This is a genomic window from Microlunatus flavus (assembly GCF_900110855.1).
GTDB lineage: Bacteria > Actinomycetota > Actinomycetes > Propionibacteriales > Propionibacteriaceae > Microlunatus > Microlunatus flavus.
The window spans coordinates 302,616-317,309 of sequence record NZ_FOFA01000004.1; the positions used below are offsets into that span (position 1 = coordinate 302,616).

Sequence of the window (14,694 nt, forward strand, 5' to 3'; positions counted from 1 at the left end):
CGAAGGGCCCGGAACGGGTCGGCGTACCTCACCCAAGCAGCACGCGACCTCTTCGAGGCCCGTCGGCGAGCTCAGGGAGCGTTCCACGCCCCGCCGCGCCTGCGCGCACAGGTTCGCGGGCACCGGCGCGTCAGCAGGGGCCTCGCCCCCGGGCGCTCCTAGACTCGCGACTCAGCGCGACGGCGGCGGAGGCCGCGACGGAGCCGTGTCGGAGCAGCCCCGAGGCGACCTCCCGGCGTCCCGACCCTGGTGGGAGCAGGCGTGACGATGACCAGCACCTTCGGCTCGCGGGGCGCCCGCGGCCCGACGGGTGACCCGCTGGTCGGCCGCGTGCTCGACGGGCGCTACGAGATCACCCAGCGCCTCGCCCGCGGCGGCATGGCCACGGTCTACCGCGGCATCGACACCCGCCTGACGCGGACCGTCGCGGTCAAGATCATGCACGTCGGCCTGGGCGACGACGTCGAGTTCGCCCGCAAGTTCGACCGGGAGGCGCGCGCGGCGGCCCGGCTGTCGCACCCCAACGTCGTCTCCGTCTTCGACCAGGGCGCCGACGCCGTCGACGGAACGGTCGTGCGGCCGTACATCGTCATGGAGTACGTCGAGGGCGAGACCCTGCGCGACGTCATCAACGCGCACGCCCCGCTCGACCCGCTCGCGGCTCTCGACCTGCTCGAGCCGGTCGTCTCCGCGCTCGCCGCCGCCCACGACGCCGGGCTGGTGCACCGCGACGTCAAGCCCGAGAACGTCCTGCTCGGCACGCGGGGGCGGGTCAAGGTCGCCGACTTCGGCCTGGCCAAGGCCATCAGCTCGCAGACCCAGACCGCCACCCAGGGCCTGCTCATCGGGACCGTCTCCTACCTGCCGCCCGAGCTGGTGACGACGGGGCTGGCCGACGCGCGCAGCGACGTCTACAGCGCCGGCGTCGTGCTCTTCGAGCTGCTGACCGGGCGCAAGCCGCACAGCGGCGAGACCCCGATCCAGGTCGCGTACGCCCACGTCCACCGCGACGTCCCGTCGCCCTCGGCGTTCGCGCCGCCGGGGACCGTGCCGCCCTACCTCGACGCGCTGGTCGCCCGCGCCACCGCGCGCGAACCCGCGCTGCGTCCGCCCGACGGCCGCGTGCTGCTGACCCAGGTCCGCCGGGTCCGCGCGGCCCTGCGCGAGGGGCTGCGCGACGACCCCGAGCTGACGCAGGACCTGACGCCGACTGCGCCGCTCGTCGAGGACACGGTCGGCGAGGACCTCGCGTCGGCCCCCACCGAGGTGGTCGGCGACCGCGCCGACTTCGAGGCGACCCGGCACATCGCCACCGGCCCCCAGGGCGGTCGTCCGTCGTTCGACCCGCCGACCGAGGAGCTGGGAGGCACCCCGCGGCACGGGTCGACGGCGTACGGCTCGAGCGCGCACGGCTCGACCGCGTACGGCTCGACCGCGCACGGCTCGACCGCGCACGGCTCGACCGCGTACGGGGGCCACCCCACGTTCCGCGACGCGCCGCCGCCGGTCGTCCGGGGGCACGACCCGCGCGTGCGGCCGGCGCGCAGCGAGCACTCCGAGCGGATCGCGGCCCGCCGGGAGCACGAGGCCCGGCGCCGGCGGCGCGGCTGGCTCGCGCTGATCCTGGTGCTGCTGCTGACGACCGTCGCGGCGGTGACCGGCTGGTACCTGACCGAGGGCCGCTTCACCAGCGCCCCGGCGCTCACGACCCTGACCCGCGCGGACGCCGCGTCCGTGGCCGAGCGGGCCGACGTGGCCGTCGACTTCACGGACGGGTACAGCGAGACGGTCCCCGCCGGCGAGGTCGTCTCGACCGAACCGCCCGCCGGCGCCCGGGTGCGCAAGGGCAGCCACCTCGAGGCCGTCGTGTCGCGCGGGCCGGAGCGCTTCGCGATGCCGACCGTGGTCGGGATGAGCCAGGACGCCGCGACCACCGCCCTCGCCGCGGCGCACCTCAAGGTCGGCAAGGTCAGCAGCCGGTGGAGCGACACCGCCGCCAAGGGCGTCGTCCTCGCCGCCGCGCAGGACCCGGGCGCCTCGCTCAAGCGCGACACCGCGGTCGCCCTGACCGTCAGCGGAGGCCCGCAGCCGATCACGCTGGCCGACTGGACCGGCAAGGACGCCGACAAGGCCGCCGCCGCGCTGAAGAAGGCGGGCCTGCAGGTCAGCGTCACCCAGGAGAACTCCGACGACGTGGACGCCGGCGACGTCATCAGCCAGGACCCGCCGAAGGGCACGCTGCAGAAGGGCGACGCGGTCGCCCTCGTCGCCTCCAAGGGCCCGGTGCTCGTGACCGTGCCGAACGTGCGCGCCATGGGCATCCGCAAGGCCGAGGAGGCCATGCAGGCCGCCGGCTTCAAGACCAGGAACAAGAAGGCGACGAACTACCTCGGCCTCGGCTACGTCGTCACCTCCTCCCCCGGCGGCGGCGACCAGGCGCCCAAGGGCTCGACGATCACGCTCTTCCTGGTCTGACCGTCACCGGGGCGCCCGCGCCTCTGGGCACGGGAGGGCGTACGGGCTGGGCGTCCCTAGGCTGACGCGGTGTCCGGGACCCGCGCGGAGCGCCTCGCCTTCGTCGCGCTGCTGACGATGGCGGCGGTGTGGGGCTCGACGTTCTTCCTCATGAAGGACCTGCTCACCCGCCTGGGCGTCCTCGACATGCTCGCGCTGCGCTTCGCGATCGCCTCCCTCGCTCTCGCCGTCCTCGCCGCGCCCCGGCTGCGCATCGACGCGACCGTGCTGCGCCGGGGCCTGCTCCTCGGGCTGGTGTACGGCGCGGCGCAGATCGTGCAGACCGTCGGGCTCTCGCTGACCTCGGCGAGCACGTCGGGCTTCGTCACCGGCCTCTACGTGGTTCTCACGCCGCTGCTCGGCGCGCTGGTCTTCCGGGCGCGCGTCGGGGCCGCGACCTGGGCCGGCGCCGTCCTCGCCGCGGTCGGGCTGGGCGTCCTGTCGCTGCAGGGCTTCAGCGTCGGGACCGGCGAGGCGCTCACGCTCGCCTCGGCCGCCCTGTACGCCGTCCACATCCTGCTGCTGAGCCGGTTCAGCGACCCGGCGCGCGCGCTCGGTCTCAGCCTCGTCCAGCTCGTCGTCATCACGCTCGTCTGCGGCGTGGCCGCGCTGCTGCCCGACGCCTCGAGCCGCAGCGGCATCGCCCTACCCGCCACCGCCGGCGACTGGGTCTCGCTGCTCTACCTCGCCGTCGTCGCGGGCGCGCTCTGCATGGTGCTGCAGACCTGGGCGCAGGCCCACGTCGAGCCGTCGCGCGCCGCCGTCGTCATGGCCGCCGAACCCGTCTGGGCCGCCGCCTTCGCCGTCGCGCTCGGGGGCGAGCGGGTGACCGCGCGGATGGTGCTCGGCGGTCTCGCGATCGTCGGCGCGATGTACCTGGTCGAGCTCGCGCCCAGGCGCACGCCGCTCCCGCACGACCTCGCGGACGAGGAGCCGGGCGACGGGGCGCACGACCGGCTCGAGGCACCGCTGCCCGGTGCGCCCTCCGTGGTGCCGCCGCCCACGCTCCCGCACGCCTGACCGCCCGTACGCCGCGGGACGCCGACCTCCGGCGCAGCCGGCGGTGTGGTTCGATCCCGAGGTGGCCGCCACCTTCGCCCACGTGGTCCTCGACCCGCCGCCGAGCGCGACGGGCAGGACCTTCTGGGCCGCGGCGCTGGGCGGGACGTGGCGGGCCGCCGGGCCCGGTCCGGACCACGACGCGAGCCTCGTGCCCGAGGACGGCGACGCGTACGTCCACCACGGCCGGGAGGCTGCCCGGGTGCCGGCGCTGGTCCTCGAGGTCGACGACCTCACCGCGGCGATCCGGCAGGCGCTCGACCTCGGCGCGACCGAGGACGACGGGCTCCTCCGCTCCCCCGGCGGACTCGCCCTCCGGCTGAAGCCGGCCGAACCGGACCGACGCCGCGCGCCCGCCCGGCGCTGGCCCGACGGCACGTCCAGCCGGCTCGTGCAGGTCTGCCTCGACTGCCCCGCGGCTGGCGCCGAACGCGAGGCGCGCTTCTGGGCCGCCGTCACCGGGTGGGCCTGGCGGGACTGCGACAGCCCCGAGTTCGTCTGCCACCTGGTGCCGGACGAGGGTCCGCTGCAGCTGCTGGTCCAGCGGCGCGCGTCCGCCGAGCCGGACCGCGTGACCGTCCACCTGGACCTGGGAGCGAGCGACCGCGAGGCCGAGGCGGCCCGGCTGGTCGCGCTCGGTGCCGTCCGCGGCGCGACCGGGGATGGGTGGGTGGTCCTGCACGACCCGGACGGCCGCACATTCTGCGCGACGGGTCAGCCGCCGGAGGCGCCCTGAGCCCACGCGCACGGGCGTGCCCCGTCCTCGGCGCCGGCGGGTGCCGGCGACGTCGCCGGCACCCGGTCCGGATCACCGAGGCCGTCGGGTGGACCGGCGCGGCCGACGGGGCTCGGGCTCCTCCTCGCGCTCCTGCTCGGGCTCGACGACCTTCTCCTCGCCGACCACCACCGACAGGCTGAACCGGCGCGTGAACGCGGGGATCGCCCGGGTGTTCGTCGCGTCGCCCGGTACGAGCCGTTCCCCGGCGTCGGGGTAGAACGCGGAGCCCGCGTCCGCGGTGACCTGGACCTGGAAGGTGTAGACGCCCTCGAGGTCGTGGGTCTCGTCGAACAGCGCCGAGCTGGTCCCGTCGTCGACGACGGCGTCACCCGTGAGCACGTCGCCGTCGTCGCCGAACCGGAGCGGCGCCGTGGAGCCGTCGGGCAGGATCGCCCGTCCGCTCACCTGCAACCCACCGACCGGCTGGTCGACGTACGCCTGCAGGAACAGCGGGACGACGTCACCCCGGTCGTACCGGGTCGCCGGGGAGTAGAGGGCACCGTCGACGTGCGGGTTCTCGCTGAAGACGTACAGCTGCCCCCGACCGGAACCTCCGCCTCGGGTGCGGACCACCATCGTCCACTCCCCCGGCGTCGGACGCTCGACCTCGTAGCCCGTGTAGGGCAGGCCCGTGTCGATGGGGCGGACGTGGGGCGGGACCGAGCCCAGGTCGATCGACTCCCCGTCGGGCGACCGGAGCTCGAGCATCACCGTCTTCTGGTCGCCGTCCCACGTGACCGCGAAGGTCGCCGACTCGCTGCCCTCCTCGATGAGCACCCGTCGCTCGATGCGGTCGGCCTCGCCCAGGGCCTCGGGGCGTGTCGTGACGACGCCGCCGTTCTCCCGGGCGATCCCGGAGATCTCCTGGAGCACCGTGCGGATGCGGAACTCCTGGTCGGGCTGGGACAGGGTGGGGTCGATGCGGTAGTACGTGCCACCCGTGCCGGTCGCGACGGCCTGCAGGAGCGCGGAGTCGATCGACGGTCCGACACCGATGGTGTAGACCCGCACGCCGTTCGCGGCGAGGTCCGGCAGCACCGTGGCCGGCGCCTCGCCGCGGTTGTGCAGGCCGTCGGTCAGCAGCACCACGACCTGCGTCGCAGCCCGCTGGCCGGCCCCGAGGATCTCGTCGAGCGCCCGGCGGAGCCCTTCGCCGATCGCCGTCTCGCCGCCCGCGACGATCCCGTTCACGGCGTTCCGCACGTCCGTCCGGTCGCCGGCGCCCGTGATCGTGGTCAGCCCGATGTCGGTCCGCGCGGTCGTCGCGAAGGACACGACCCCGAGACGGTCGTTCGTCCGCGCGCTGTCCGCCCACCACGCCGAGCCCACGAGCGCCTGGGCCATCTTGTTGCCCTGCATGCTCCCCGAGCGGTCGACGACCAGCACGTAGCGCTGCTCGGGGGCCAGGACGACCCAGTTGATGTCACCCGCACCCGCGGGTGCGGCTACCGTGGGCGTCCCACCCGGGACCGCCAGGCCGGGGAAGGACGACGCCATCGTCTGCCAGCAGGCCACCGAACGTTGCTCGTCCTGGTAGGTGTCGCTGTCGGGGTCGTGGTTGCCCGCGACGCAGAACTCGCTGACCCGGCCGCTGACCAGCGCCCCGCCGGTGCCCGCGTTGCCGAAACGGTCGCCGTCGGACCAGGCCGACTCCATGATGCAGGCGTCGGACGTGGTGCCGCCGATGCACTCCGCGGGTCCAGCGCTCCCCTCGTACTCGTCGTAGACGCCGTAGCCGTAGTGCCCGAACTCGTGGACGACGACGAACGGCTTGAAGCGCTCGTCCCCGTACAGGGTCATGTGCGCGGTCTCCGACCCGAGACCGCTGACGGCCGACGCCGACCTGCCGTCGGGCTCGAGCAGCCAGGCGTCCGCGTTCCTCCCGCCCGTGGCGTTGTTGCAGACGTAGACGGTGCCGAGCCGGTGCTGCCCGTCCGTGGCGTCCCACAGCAGCCGCGACGCCTGGGCGAACGAGGCCTGCCACTCGTCGACCCGCGCCTGCGCCGCATCGTGACGGATCGAGACGACCAGGTCGAAGTGGTTGCCGACCAACCTGCCGATTCCCATCAGATTCCTCCAGCCACCGCCCGCGGGAGGTCCGCGGGCTCTTGGGGTGGAGGAGTCCTCGCGGCCCGGTCGGATACACGCGGCACGGCTGGACCAGGCCGGCGCACCGCTCGGCGGCGGAGGTGGGCCCGCGTCAGAAGGTGCGCAGCTCCCCGCCGCGGAGGTCGACGAGGTTGGTCGGCGTCATGTCGCGGACCCGGCCCTTGACGAGGCCGAGGCCGCGCTCGTTGAGGAGCTCGTCGTGGATGCCGAACCCCTCCGGCGCCGCCACGGCGCGTGCGAAGTCGATCGTCTCGCGCAGCGCGCCCCACGGCCCGTAGAGCGGGACGGCGACGACGTCGACCCCGCCCGGGGCGACCGCGTACGAGTCGCCCGGGTGGAAGAGCGTGGGCTCGCCCTCCGAGCGCAGCACGAAGCCGACGTTGCCGATGCGCGGGATGTCGGGGTGGATGACGGCGTGCGCGCCGCCCACCGCGGTGACCAGCACATCGCCGATCGCGGTCTGGTCGTCGGGGGCCAGGCCCGAACCGTTCGGCAGCTCGGGCAGCTCGCCCGCCTCGCTCGCCGCCAGGATCGAGGGCTCGACGACGACGCGGGCGCCCGGGTTGGCCCGCAGCAGGGCCGGGAGCGCCTCCGGGTCGAGGTGGTCGGGGTGGCGGTGGGTGACGAGGACGGCGTCGAGGTCGGTCAGGTCGTGCCAGACGTCGGTGAGGTTGCCCGGGTCGATCAGGATGCGGGCCCCGGGGGTCTGGACGAGGACGGCGGAGTGACCGAGGTGCGCGATCTGCATGGCCCTCACGCTAACGGGGCGTGCCTGCGGACGCGCTCCAGCCTCGCGCCGACCACGCCCCGTACGGTGTCGGGTGGCGAAGGAGGCCCATGACCGAGGCGCGCAGCATCACGACGCTGCCCAAGACGAGCCTGCGCGAGCGCGTCTCGCAGGCGCTCCGGGCCGCCATCGTCTCGGGCGAGATGGAGCCCGGCACCGTCTACTCCGCGCCGTCGCTCGCCGCACGGTTCGGGGTGTCGGCCACGCCCGTGCGCGAGGCGATGCTCGACCTGGTGCGCGAGGGCACGGTGACGATCGTGCCCAACAAGGGTTTCCGCGTCAGCGAGGTCGACGACGCCTCCCTCGACCAGCTGACCCAGATCCGCCAGCTCCTCGAACCGCCCGTCGTCGGTCGCGTCGCCCCGCACGTCCCGGTCGAGGACCTGCCCGGGCTGCGGGCGATGGCGCAGCGCATCGTCGACGAGGCGGGCGCCGGCGACCTCGTCGCGTACACCGAGGCCGACCGCGAGTTCCACCTGCGGCTGCTCGCGTACGACGGCAACCCGCGCCTGGTCGACCTCGTCGCCGAGCTGCGCGGCCAGACCCGGCTGCTCGGCCTGAGCGCGATGCTGGCCAGCGGCGCGCTCGCCGAGAACGCCCGCGAGCACCTGACCCTGGTCGACCTCCTCGAGGCCCGCGACGCCGCCGGCGCCGAGGCCCTCATGCACGCCCACATCGCCCGTACGCGGACGACCTGGGCGGGCCGCTCCGACGCCTGACCCCGGTCGGCGGCCTCCCCCATCTCTGCCGAGCGGTAGGTTGCCGCGCGCGACACGCCGAGGAGCAGCGCGGCAACCTACCGGTCGGCGGGGTCCGAGGGCTCGAGGTCGAGGGGGATCTGCCCCGCTGGGACTTCGGCGAGGTCGGCCAGGCGGCCGAGGCTGAGCGGCGTGCCGAGGGTGCGCTTGGACGTGGGCCGCAGGTCCTCGACGGTCAGGCCGCGCCCGGCGTCCTCGGCGGCGAGCAGCGCCGTCGCGAACCCGCACACGCGCCCCTGGCACCAGCCCATGCCCGTACGGGTCAGCAGCTTGGCCGTGCGGAAGTCGCCGCCGCCGAGCTCGTCGCGGGCCCGGCGCACGGTGGCGACGTCGACCTCCTCGCAGCGGCAGACCAGCGTCTCCGGCGTCAGCCAGCTCGTCCAGGTCGCCGGCACCGGGTGCGCCCGGTGCATCGCCCGGGCGAAGGCCCGACCGCGCCGGATGCCGCCGCGCAGGCGACGGGACCCGATCGGGGAGGTGTCACGACCGAGGTCGGCCGCGGCAGCGAGCCCCGCGAGCTCACCCTCGAGCAGGGCGAGCGCGGCCCCGCCCACGCCGGTCGCCTCGCCGGCCACGTAGACGCCGGGAACGGTGCTGCGCTGGTCGTCGTCCACGACCGCGACCAGGGAGTCGTCGACGTCGACCCGGGTGTCGGCCCCGACGGCGGTCACGAGCTCGAGGGAGGGCGTGAAGCCCCAGCCGAGCGCGACGAGGTCGACCGCCGCGGTCCGCTCGCTGCCCGGCACCACCGTGCCGTCGCGCCCCAGGCGGGCCGTGGTGACCGACTCGACCTGGTCGCGGCCGCCGATCGCGGTGACGACGGTGCGCTGCCGGTACGGGATGCGGTGCGCGAGCATCGTGCGCACGTAGCCGACGGCGTCGAGGCCCTTGCGCGGCGACTGCGCGGCCCCGCCGAGCTGGCGCGCCCAGCCGGTCACGGCGTTCGCCTCGCAGACGCCGAGCACCTCGGCCCCGGCCTCGGCCAGGCCCGCGGCCACGGGGAGCAGGAACGGTCCCGTCCCGGCGACCACCGCCCGTCGGCCCGCGAGCGAGCCGTGCCCCTTGAGCAGCGCCTGCACCCCGCCGGCGGCCATGACGCCGGGCAGGTCCCAGCCCGCGACGGGCAGCTGCCGGTCGTAGCCGCCGGGGCAGAGCACGAGGGCCGTGGCCGTGACCTCGGCCGGCACCCGGTCGTCGGGCTCGACGGTCGGGCTGGTCCGCAGCCGCCAGCCCTCCCGCTCCGCGCCGCCCGTCCGCTCGACGAACCACACCTGCGCACCGGGGACGTGCGCGATCGCGCCCGCGGACCGCAGGGCGTCGAAGCGCTCGCGGAGGCGGACGTAGACCTGCCAGTCGTGCTGCCCGACGGGGTGCGCGGGCAGCTCCTCGGCGTCCGCGTGCGGTCCCAGCCCGGCCTCGGCCTGCTCGTCGGGGTGGCGCCAGTACTGCCCGCCCGGCTGGGTGCCGGCGTCCACGACGACGACCGCCAGGCCCCGCTCGGCGGCGGCGACGGCCGCGGCCAGGCCGGCGGGTCCCGCGCCGACGACGGCCAGGTCGCCGTGCGGCGTACGCGGCGGGCCCGCGGTCTCGGTCGTGCTCACGTCCACTCCTCGGGGGCACCGGTCCGCAGGCGCATGCCCGGCTGCACGGGGGTCAGGCAGGCGCGCTGGTCGGGCCGCCCGTCGACCTCGATGAGGCAGTCGAAGCAGACGCCGATCCCGCAGAACAGGCCGCGCGGCTTCTCCCGGCGCCGGGTCGTGCGCCAGGACCGGACACCCGCGTCGGTGAGCGCCGCGCCGACGCTCTGGCCGGGGCGGGCGCTCAGCGGGCGGCCGTCCAGCGTGAAGGGCACGCGGGGACCGGGAGCGCCCCGACCGTCAGTGGGCACCGGCCAGCTCCTCGGTCGCGGGGGTGCCGGTCGGCTCGAACCGTTCCGGCCGGAACGGGTGCAGGTCGACCTCCGGCGTCACGCCGGTCAGCGCCTGGGCGAGCAGGTGCCCGGTGCCGACGCTCAGCCCGATGCCGGCGCCCTCGTGGCCGCACGCGTGCCACAGGCCGGGCGCGCGCGGGTCCGGGCCGAGGACGGGCAGGTGGTCGGGGCAGTAGGGGCGGAAGCCGGCGTACGCGCGGATCAGCGACGCGTCGCGCAGCACCGGGAACAGCGCCGCCGCCGCCGCGGCGAGCCGGGCCAGCACCGGCAGCGAGGGGGTGCGGTCGAAGCCGACGCGCTCGCGGGAGGCGCCGACGAGGATGGTTCCGCTGGGCGTGCCCTCGACGACGGGCGAGGTCTGCAGCGCCTCGTCGGAGCTGGCGACGTCGGCGACGTAGCCCGCGCCGTACACCTTGTGGCGCACCAGCGGCGGCAGCGGCTGCGTGACCAGCACGAACCCGCGCCGCGGCAGCACCGGCAGGTCGACCCCGGCCAGCCGCGCGACCTCGCCCGACCAGGTGCCGGAGGCGTTGATGACGGCGTCGGCGCTGACCTGCCCCGTACGGGTCCGGACGCCGGTGACGCGCTCGCCGTCGCGGAGGAACCCGGTGACCTCCGAGCCCGTGACGACCTGGGCGCCGAGCCCGCGGGCCAGCCGCAGCAGGTGCGCGGTCAGCAGCATCGGCTGGACCTGCGCGTCCTGGGCGTAGAAGACGCCGCCGGCGACGTCCCGGTTGAGGTGCGGCTCGTACGCGGGGAGGTCGTCGTGGGCGACCACCACGGCCTCGATGCCCGCCGCCCGCTGGTGCACCGCGAACGCCTCGAGCGCGGCCTGCCCGGCCGCGTCGTCGCCGACGACCAGCCCGCCCTTGGCCTCGTACTCCCAGTGGTGCCCGTGCTCGGCGAGGTCGGTCGTCCAGACGCGGCTCGAGAGCAGGGCGAGATCGAGCTCGGGCCCGGGTTCCTTGTCGGAGAGGAGGAGGTTCCCCTCCCCCGCGCTGCTCGTCCCGCCGGCCACCGGCCCGCGGTCGAGCACGACGACCCGCAGCCCGGCCCGCGCGGCGAAGTACGCGCACGCCGCACCGACCGCACCCGCGCCGACGACGACCACGTCGGCCGTCCGCAGCACGCTCCGCCCGACGACGGTCACGCCGCCGCCCTTCGCCGCGCGTCCTGACTGCGGCTGCGGCTGCGCGGCACCGCCAGTCCCAGGTTGGGGCCCGTCACAGCGTGAAGCCGGCGGGGAACGGGTCGGTCGGGTCGAGGAGGTACTGGCCCATGCCGGTCACCCAGGCGCGGCCGGTGATGCTCGGCAGGACGGCGGGCAGGCCGCCGACCGTGGTCTCGCCGAGCAGCCGTCCGCGGAACTGCGACCCGATGAACGACTCGTTGACCAGCTCGTCGCCGACCGCGAGCTCGCCGCGGGCGTGCAGCTGGGCCATCCGGCCGCAGGTGCCGGTGCCGCACGGCGACCGGTCGAACCATCCCGGGTAGATCGCCATCGCGTGCCGCGAGTGCTTCGCGTCCGAGCCCGGCGCCGCGAGGTAGACGTGGTGGCAGCCGCGGATGTCCTCGCGCTCGGGGTGCACGGGCAGGTCCTGCTCGTCGATCGCCGCCATGATCGCCAGGCCCGCGTCGAGGAGGCGGTTCTTGGCGGCGTGCTCGAAGGGCAGCCCGAGGGACTCGAGCTGCACGATCGCGTAGAAGTTGCCGCCGTACGCGATGTCGTACGTGACCTCGCCGTAGCCCGGCACGGAGACGGTCCGGTCCAGCCCGAGGCTGAACGACGGCACCATCTCCAGCGTCACCGAGGTGGCGTGCCCGTCGGTCACGGCGACCTGGGCGACGACGAGCCCGGCAGGCACCTCGAGGCGGATCGTGGTGACGGGCTCGACGACCGGCACCATCCCCGTCTCGACGAGCACGGTCGCCACACCCATGGTTCCGTGGCCGCACATCGGCAGCAGCCCGGACACCTCGATGAACAGCACGCCCCAGTCCGCGTCCGGCCTCGTGGGCGGCTGGAGGATCGCGCCGCTCATGGAACCGTGCCCGCGCGGCTCGCACATGAGCAGCGTGCGCAGGTGGTCCGCGTTCTCCATGAACCACACGCGCCGCTCGGCCATGCTCGCGCCCGGGATCACGCCGAACCCGCCGGTGATCACGCGGGTCGGCATGCCCTCCGTGTGCGAGTCGACCGCGGAGAAGACGCGGCTGGCTCTCACCGCTCGCGCCCGCTGAGCCGGAGCCTGCCGTCCTCGAGGCGGGGCGCGTCGGCGCCCTCGTCCAGCTCGTCGCGCAGCTCGCCCGGCAGCAGGCCCGAGGGGAAGCCCTGGTACGCGACGGGCCGCAGCCAGCGCGCGATCGCCCCGGTGCCCACCGAGGTGGTCGACGGCGCGGTGGTCGCGGGGTACGGACCGCCGTGCTCCTGCGCGTACGTGACGCTGACGCCGGTCGGCCAGGCGTTCCAGAGCAGGCGGCCGGCGCGGTTGGCGAGGACCGAGACGAGCTCGCGGACGCCCTCGACGTCGGAGGTCTCGCCGAACACCGACGCGGTCAGCTGCCCGTCGATCGCCTGCGCGAGCGCGACGAGGTCCTCGTTGCCCCCGGAGCCCTCGTAGGTGGCGACGAGCACGGTCGGGCCGAAGCACTCGCGGAAGAGGTCCTCGACGTCGGCCAGCAGCGTGGCCACGTCCGTGCGCAGGATCGTCGGGGCCGGCGTGCCGTCCTCGGCGTCGGTCCCACGGGCGAGCACCTCGACGCCGGCCACGCCCTCGAGCTCGTGGCGCACGCGGTTGTGGCCCTCGACCATCCGCTCCGACAGCATCGGCGCCGGCCCGGGCAGGTCGGCGGAGCTCAGCGCCTCGAGCAGCGGCGAGCCGTTCGGGACGACGAGCACGCCCGGCTTGGTGCAGAACTGGCCGGCGCCGAGCGTGAACGACCCGATCGCCTCCTTGGCGATCTCCGCGCCGCGCGCCTCCGCGGCCGCACGGGTCACGAAGACCGGGTTGACGCTGCCGAGCTCGCCGAAGAACGGGATCGGCACCGGCCGCGAGACCGCGAGGTCGAAGAGCGCACGGCCCCCGCCGGTCGAGCCCGTGAACCCGCCCGCGGTGACGCCTGGGTCGGTCAGCGCGGCGCGACCGGCCTCGTCACCCACGACCAGGGTGAACAGGCCCTCCGGTGCGCCGGCTTCGGCGAGCGCGCGCTGGACGACCTCGGCGGTCGCGAGCGACAGCCGCAGGTGGCCCGGGTGGGCCTTGAGCAGCACCGGGCAGCCGGCGGCCAGCGCGGAGGCCATGTCGTTGCCGGCGACGCTGAAGGCGAAGGGGAAGTTGCCCGCCGCGAAGACCACGACCGGCCCGAGCGGCACCATCGTGCGGCGCAGGTCGGGACGCGGGGCACCCATCGGCCACTCCGCGTCGGGGTGGTCGACCCGGACGTCGAGGTAGGAACCCTCGCGCAGCACCTCGCCGAACAGCCGGAGCTGGAAGGTCGTGCGCTGCAGCTCGCCCCGCAGCCGGCCCTCGGCCAGGTGGGAGTCCTCGACCGCCAGCGGCACGAGCGTGCCACCGGCGGCGTCGAGGGCGTCCGCGACCGCGTCGAGGACGGCGGCGCGGTCCTGGCGGCTCGTCGCCGCCCACACCACCCCGGCGCGCGTCGCGGCGGCGACGAGCTCGGGGACGGTGGTCGGGTCGGTCTCGGCCGGGGTGGGGGCGGAGGCTTCGGTCGTGGAGGAGGTCACGTCTCTACTTGTAGCCCTTCCCGAGCGCGGCCTCGGTGTCGGCCACCACCCGGTCACGGATCTCGGCGGCCAGCGGGCCGCGGGGCGGGCGGCAGATCCCGCCCTTGCGGCCGGCGACGTCCATCGACAGCTTGATCGCCTGCACGAACTCGGTCTTGGAGTCCCAGCGCAGCAGCGAGTGCAGGTCGCGGTAGATCGGCAGCGCGCGGGCGAGGTCGGCCGGGTCGCCGGAGGTGACGAGCTCGTAGAGCTCCATCGTCGACTGCGGAATGGCGTTCGGGTAGCCGGCGACCCAGCCCACCGCCCCGGCGACGCCGAGCTCGAGCAGGACGTCGTCGGACCCGACGACCAGGTCGAGGCCGGGCGCGAGCTCGGCGATCTCGTACGCGCGGCGCACGTCACCGGTGAACTCCTTCACCGCGACGATGAGGCCCTCGGCGTGCAGCTGCGCGAGGACGGCCGGGGTGAGGTCGACCTTGGTGTCGTACGGGTTGTTGTAGGCCACGATCGGCAAGCCCACCTTGGCGGCCTCGCGGTAGTGGCGCAGCACGGTGTCGGCGTCGGCGCGGTAGGTGTTCGGCGGCAGCAGCAGCACCGACGTCGCGCCGGCCTCGGCCGCCTGCTCGATCCAACGGACGCTCTGCAGCGTGCCGTACGCCCCGCAGCCGGCCATGACGCCGAAGCCCTCGGGCGACGCCTCGACGGCGGTCCGCACGACCTGGGCGCGCTCGTCGTCGCTCAGGGTCTGGTACTCCCCCAGCGAGCCGTTCGGCGCGACGCCGTGCGTGCCGTACGCGGCCAGCCACGCGACGTGCTCCGCGTAGCCGTCGAAGTCGACGGACAGGTCGTCGTGGAAGGGCAGCGCGGTCGCGGTGAAGACACCGCGCCAGGGGCGCTCGGGCGTGGGGGTCGCTGCGGACTCGGCCATGGGGACCATCCTCTCTCGATAGTCAGTACCATATGCAATTGCACTGAGCCGCGCAAGTCGTTCGCCTCCTCCGCACGGGGTGGCTA

Annotated in this window: 12 protein-coding genes; 4 read left to right on the forward strand and 8 right to left on the reverse strand. The window is 75.2% G+C overall.

Annotation, left to right across the window (positions count from 1 at the left end):
- The first annotated feature begins 267 nt into the window (after positions 1–267).
- The 3 genes from BMY04_RS12135 (at position 268) to BMY04_RS12145 (ending at position 4,309) form a co-directional block, all read left to right on the forward strand.
- Positions 268–2,475 carry a Stk1 family PASTA domain-containing Ser/Thr kinase gene (locus tag BMY04_RS12135; RefSeq protein WP_139209835.1) on the forward strand — a complete coding sequence of 736 codons (2,208 nt, stop codon included), beginning with the start codon at positions 268–270 and terminating at the stop codon, positions 2,473–2,475.
- A 69-nt stretch (positions 2,476–2,544) separates the two neighbouring features.
- Complete coding sequence (locus tag BMY04_RS12140; protein WP_232506323.1) at positions 2,545–3,534, forward strand: DMT family transporter; 990 nt, start codon at positions 2,545–2,547, stop codon at positions 3,532–3,534.
- A gap of 61 nt (positions 3,535–3,595) precedes the next feature.
- Positions 3,596–4,309 (forward strand): VOC family protein, encoded by a 714-nt coding sequence (locus BMY04_RS12145; RefSeq protein ID WP_139209836.1) that lies wholly within the window; start codon positions 3,596–3,598, stop codon positions 4,307–4,309.
- Between the two features lie 72 nt (positions 4,310–4,381).
- On the opposite strand, the gene BMY04_RS12150 is transcribed toward BMY04_RS12145, so the two are convergent.
- Positions 4,382–6,418 carry a VWA domain-containing protein gene (locus BMY04_RS12150; RefSeq protein ID WP_091180431.1) on the reverse strand — a complete coding sequence of 679 codons (2,037 nt, stop codon included), beginning with the start codon at positions 6,416–6,418 and terminating at the stop codon, positions 4,382–4,384.
- Positions 6,419–6,551: 133 nt separating this feature from the next.
- Positions 6,552–7,208, reverse strand: a complete 657-nt coding sequence (locus BMY04_RS12155; protein WP_091180434.1) for an MBL fold metallo-hydrolase — start codon at positions 7,206–7,208, stop codon at positions 6,552–6,554.
- 89 nt (positions 7,209–7,297) lie between these two features.
- Between BMY04_RS12155 and BMY04_RS12160 the strand changes: the two genes are divergently transcribed.
- Positions 7,298–7,966 (forward strand): GntR family transcriptional regulator, encoded by a 669-nt coding sequence (locus BMY04_RS12160; RefSeq protein WP_091180436.1) that lies wholly within the window; start codon positions 7,298–7,300, stop codon positions 7,964–7,966.
- A gap of 77 nt (positions 7,967–8,043) precedes the next feature.
- Here the strand turns inward: BMY04_RS12160 and BMY04_RS23540 are convergent, their stop codons facing one another.
- The 6 genes from BMY04_RS23540 to BMY04_RS12190 all read right to left on the reverse strand — a co-directional run bounded on the left by BMY04_RS23540 (position 8,044) and on the right by BMY04_RS12190 (position 14,608).
- On the reverse strand, positions 8,044–9,606 hold the full coding sequence (locus BMY04_RS23540; RefSeq protein WP_198410109.1) for a (2Fe-2S)-binding protein: 1,563 nt from the start codon (positions 9,604–9,606) through the stop codon (positions 8,044–8,046).
- Complete coding sequence (locus BMY04_RS12170; RefSeq protein ID WP_091180439.1) at positions 9,603–9,893, reverse strand: (2Fe-2S)-binding protein; 291 nt, start codon at positions 9,891–9,893, stop codon at positions 9,603–9,605. The genes BMY04_RS23540 and BMY04_RS12170 overlap by 4 nt, the downstream gene beginning before the upstream one ends.
- Complete coding sequence (locus BMY04_RS12175; RefSeq protein WP_232506326.1) at positions 9,883–11,085, reverse strand: NAD(P)/FAD-dependent oxidoreductase; 1,203 nt, start codon at positions 11,083–11,085, stop codon at positions 9,883–9,885. The genes BMY04_RS12170 and BMY04_RS12175 overlap by 11 nt, the downstream gene beginning before the upstream one ends.
- Positions 11,086–11,158: 73 nt before the next feature.
- Entirely contained in the window at positions 11,159–12,160 is a 1,002-nt protein-coding gene (locus BMY04_RS12180) for a proline racemase family protein (protein WP_091180443.1), read from the reverse strand.
- A complete protein-coding gene (locus BMY04_RS12185) occupies positions 12,157–13,680 on the reverse strand; it encodes an aldehyde dehydrogenase family protein (protein ID WP_091180445.1) in 1,524 nt (507 codons plus the stop codon). The genes BMY04_RS12180 and BMY04_RS12185 overlap by 4 nt, the downstream gene beginning before the upstream one ends.
- 4 nt (positions 13,681–13,684) lie before the next feature.
- On the reverse strand, positions 13,685–14,608 hold the full coding sequence (locus BMY04_RS12190; RefSeq protein WP_091180448.1) for a dihydrodipicolinate synthase family protein: 924 nt from the start codon (positions 14,606–14,608) through the stop codon (positions 13,685–13,687).
- Positions 14,609–14,694: the final 86 nt, after the last annotated feature.

What these genes read in the sequence shown, in the direction of transcription:
- BMY04_RS12190 (WP_091180448.1), bottom strand. Translation starts at nt 14,608, where the DNA reads ATGGCCGAGTCCGCAGCGACCCCCACGCCCGAGCGCCCCTGGCGCGGT.
- BMY04_RS12160 (WP_091180436.1), top strand. Translation starts at nt 7,298, where the DNA reads ATGACCGAGGCGCGCAGCATCACGACGCTGCCCAAGACGAGCCTGCGC.
- BMY04_RS12135 (WP_139209835.1), top strand. Translation starts at nt 268, where the DNA reads ATGACCAGCACCTTCGGCTCGCGGGGCGCCCGCGGCCCGACGGGTGAC.
- BMY04_RS12155 (WP_091180434.1), bottom strand. Translation starts at nt 7,208, where the DNA reads ATGCAGATCGCGCACCTCGGTCACTCCGCCGTCCTCGTCCAGACCCCC.
- BMY04_RS12150 (WP_091180431.1), bottom strand. Translation starts at nt 6,418, where the DNA reads ATGGGAATCGGCAGGTTGGTCGGCAACCACTTCGACCTGGTCGTCTCG.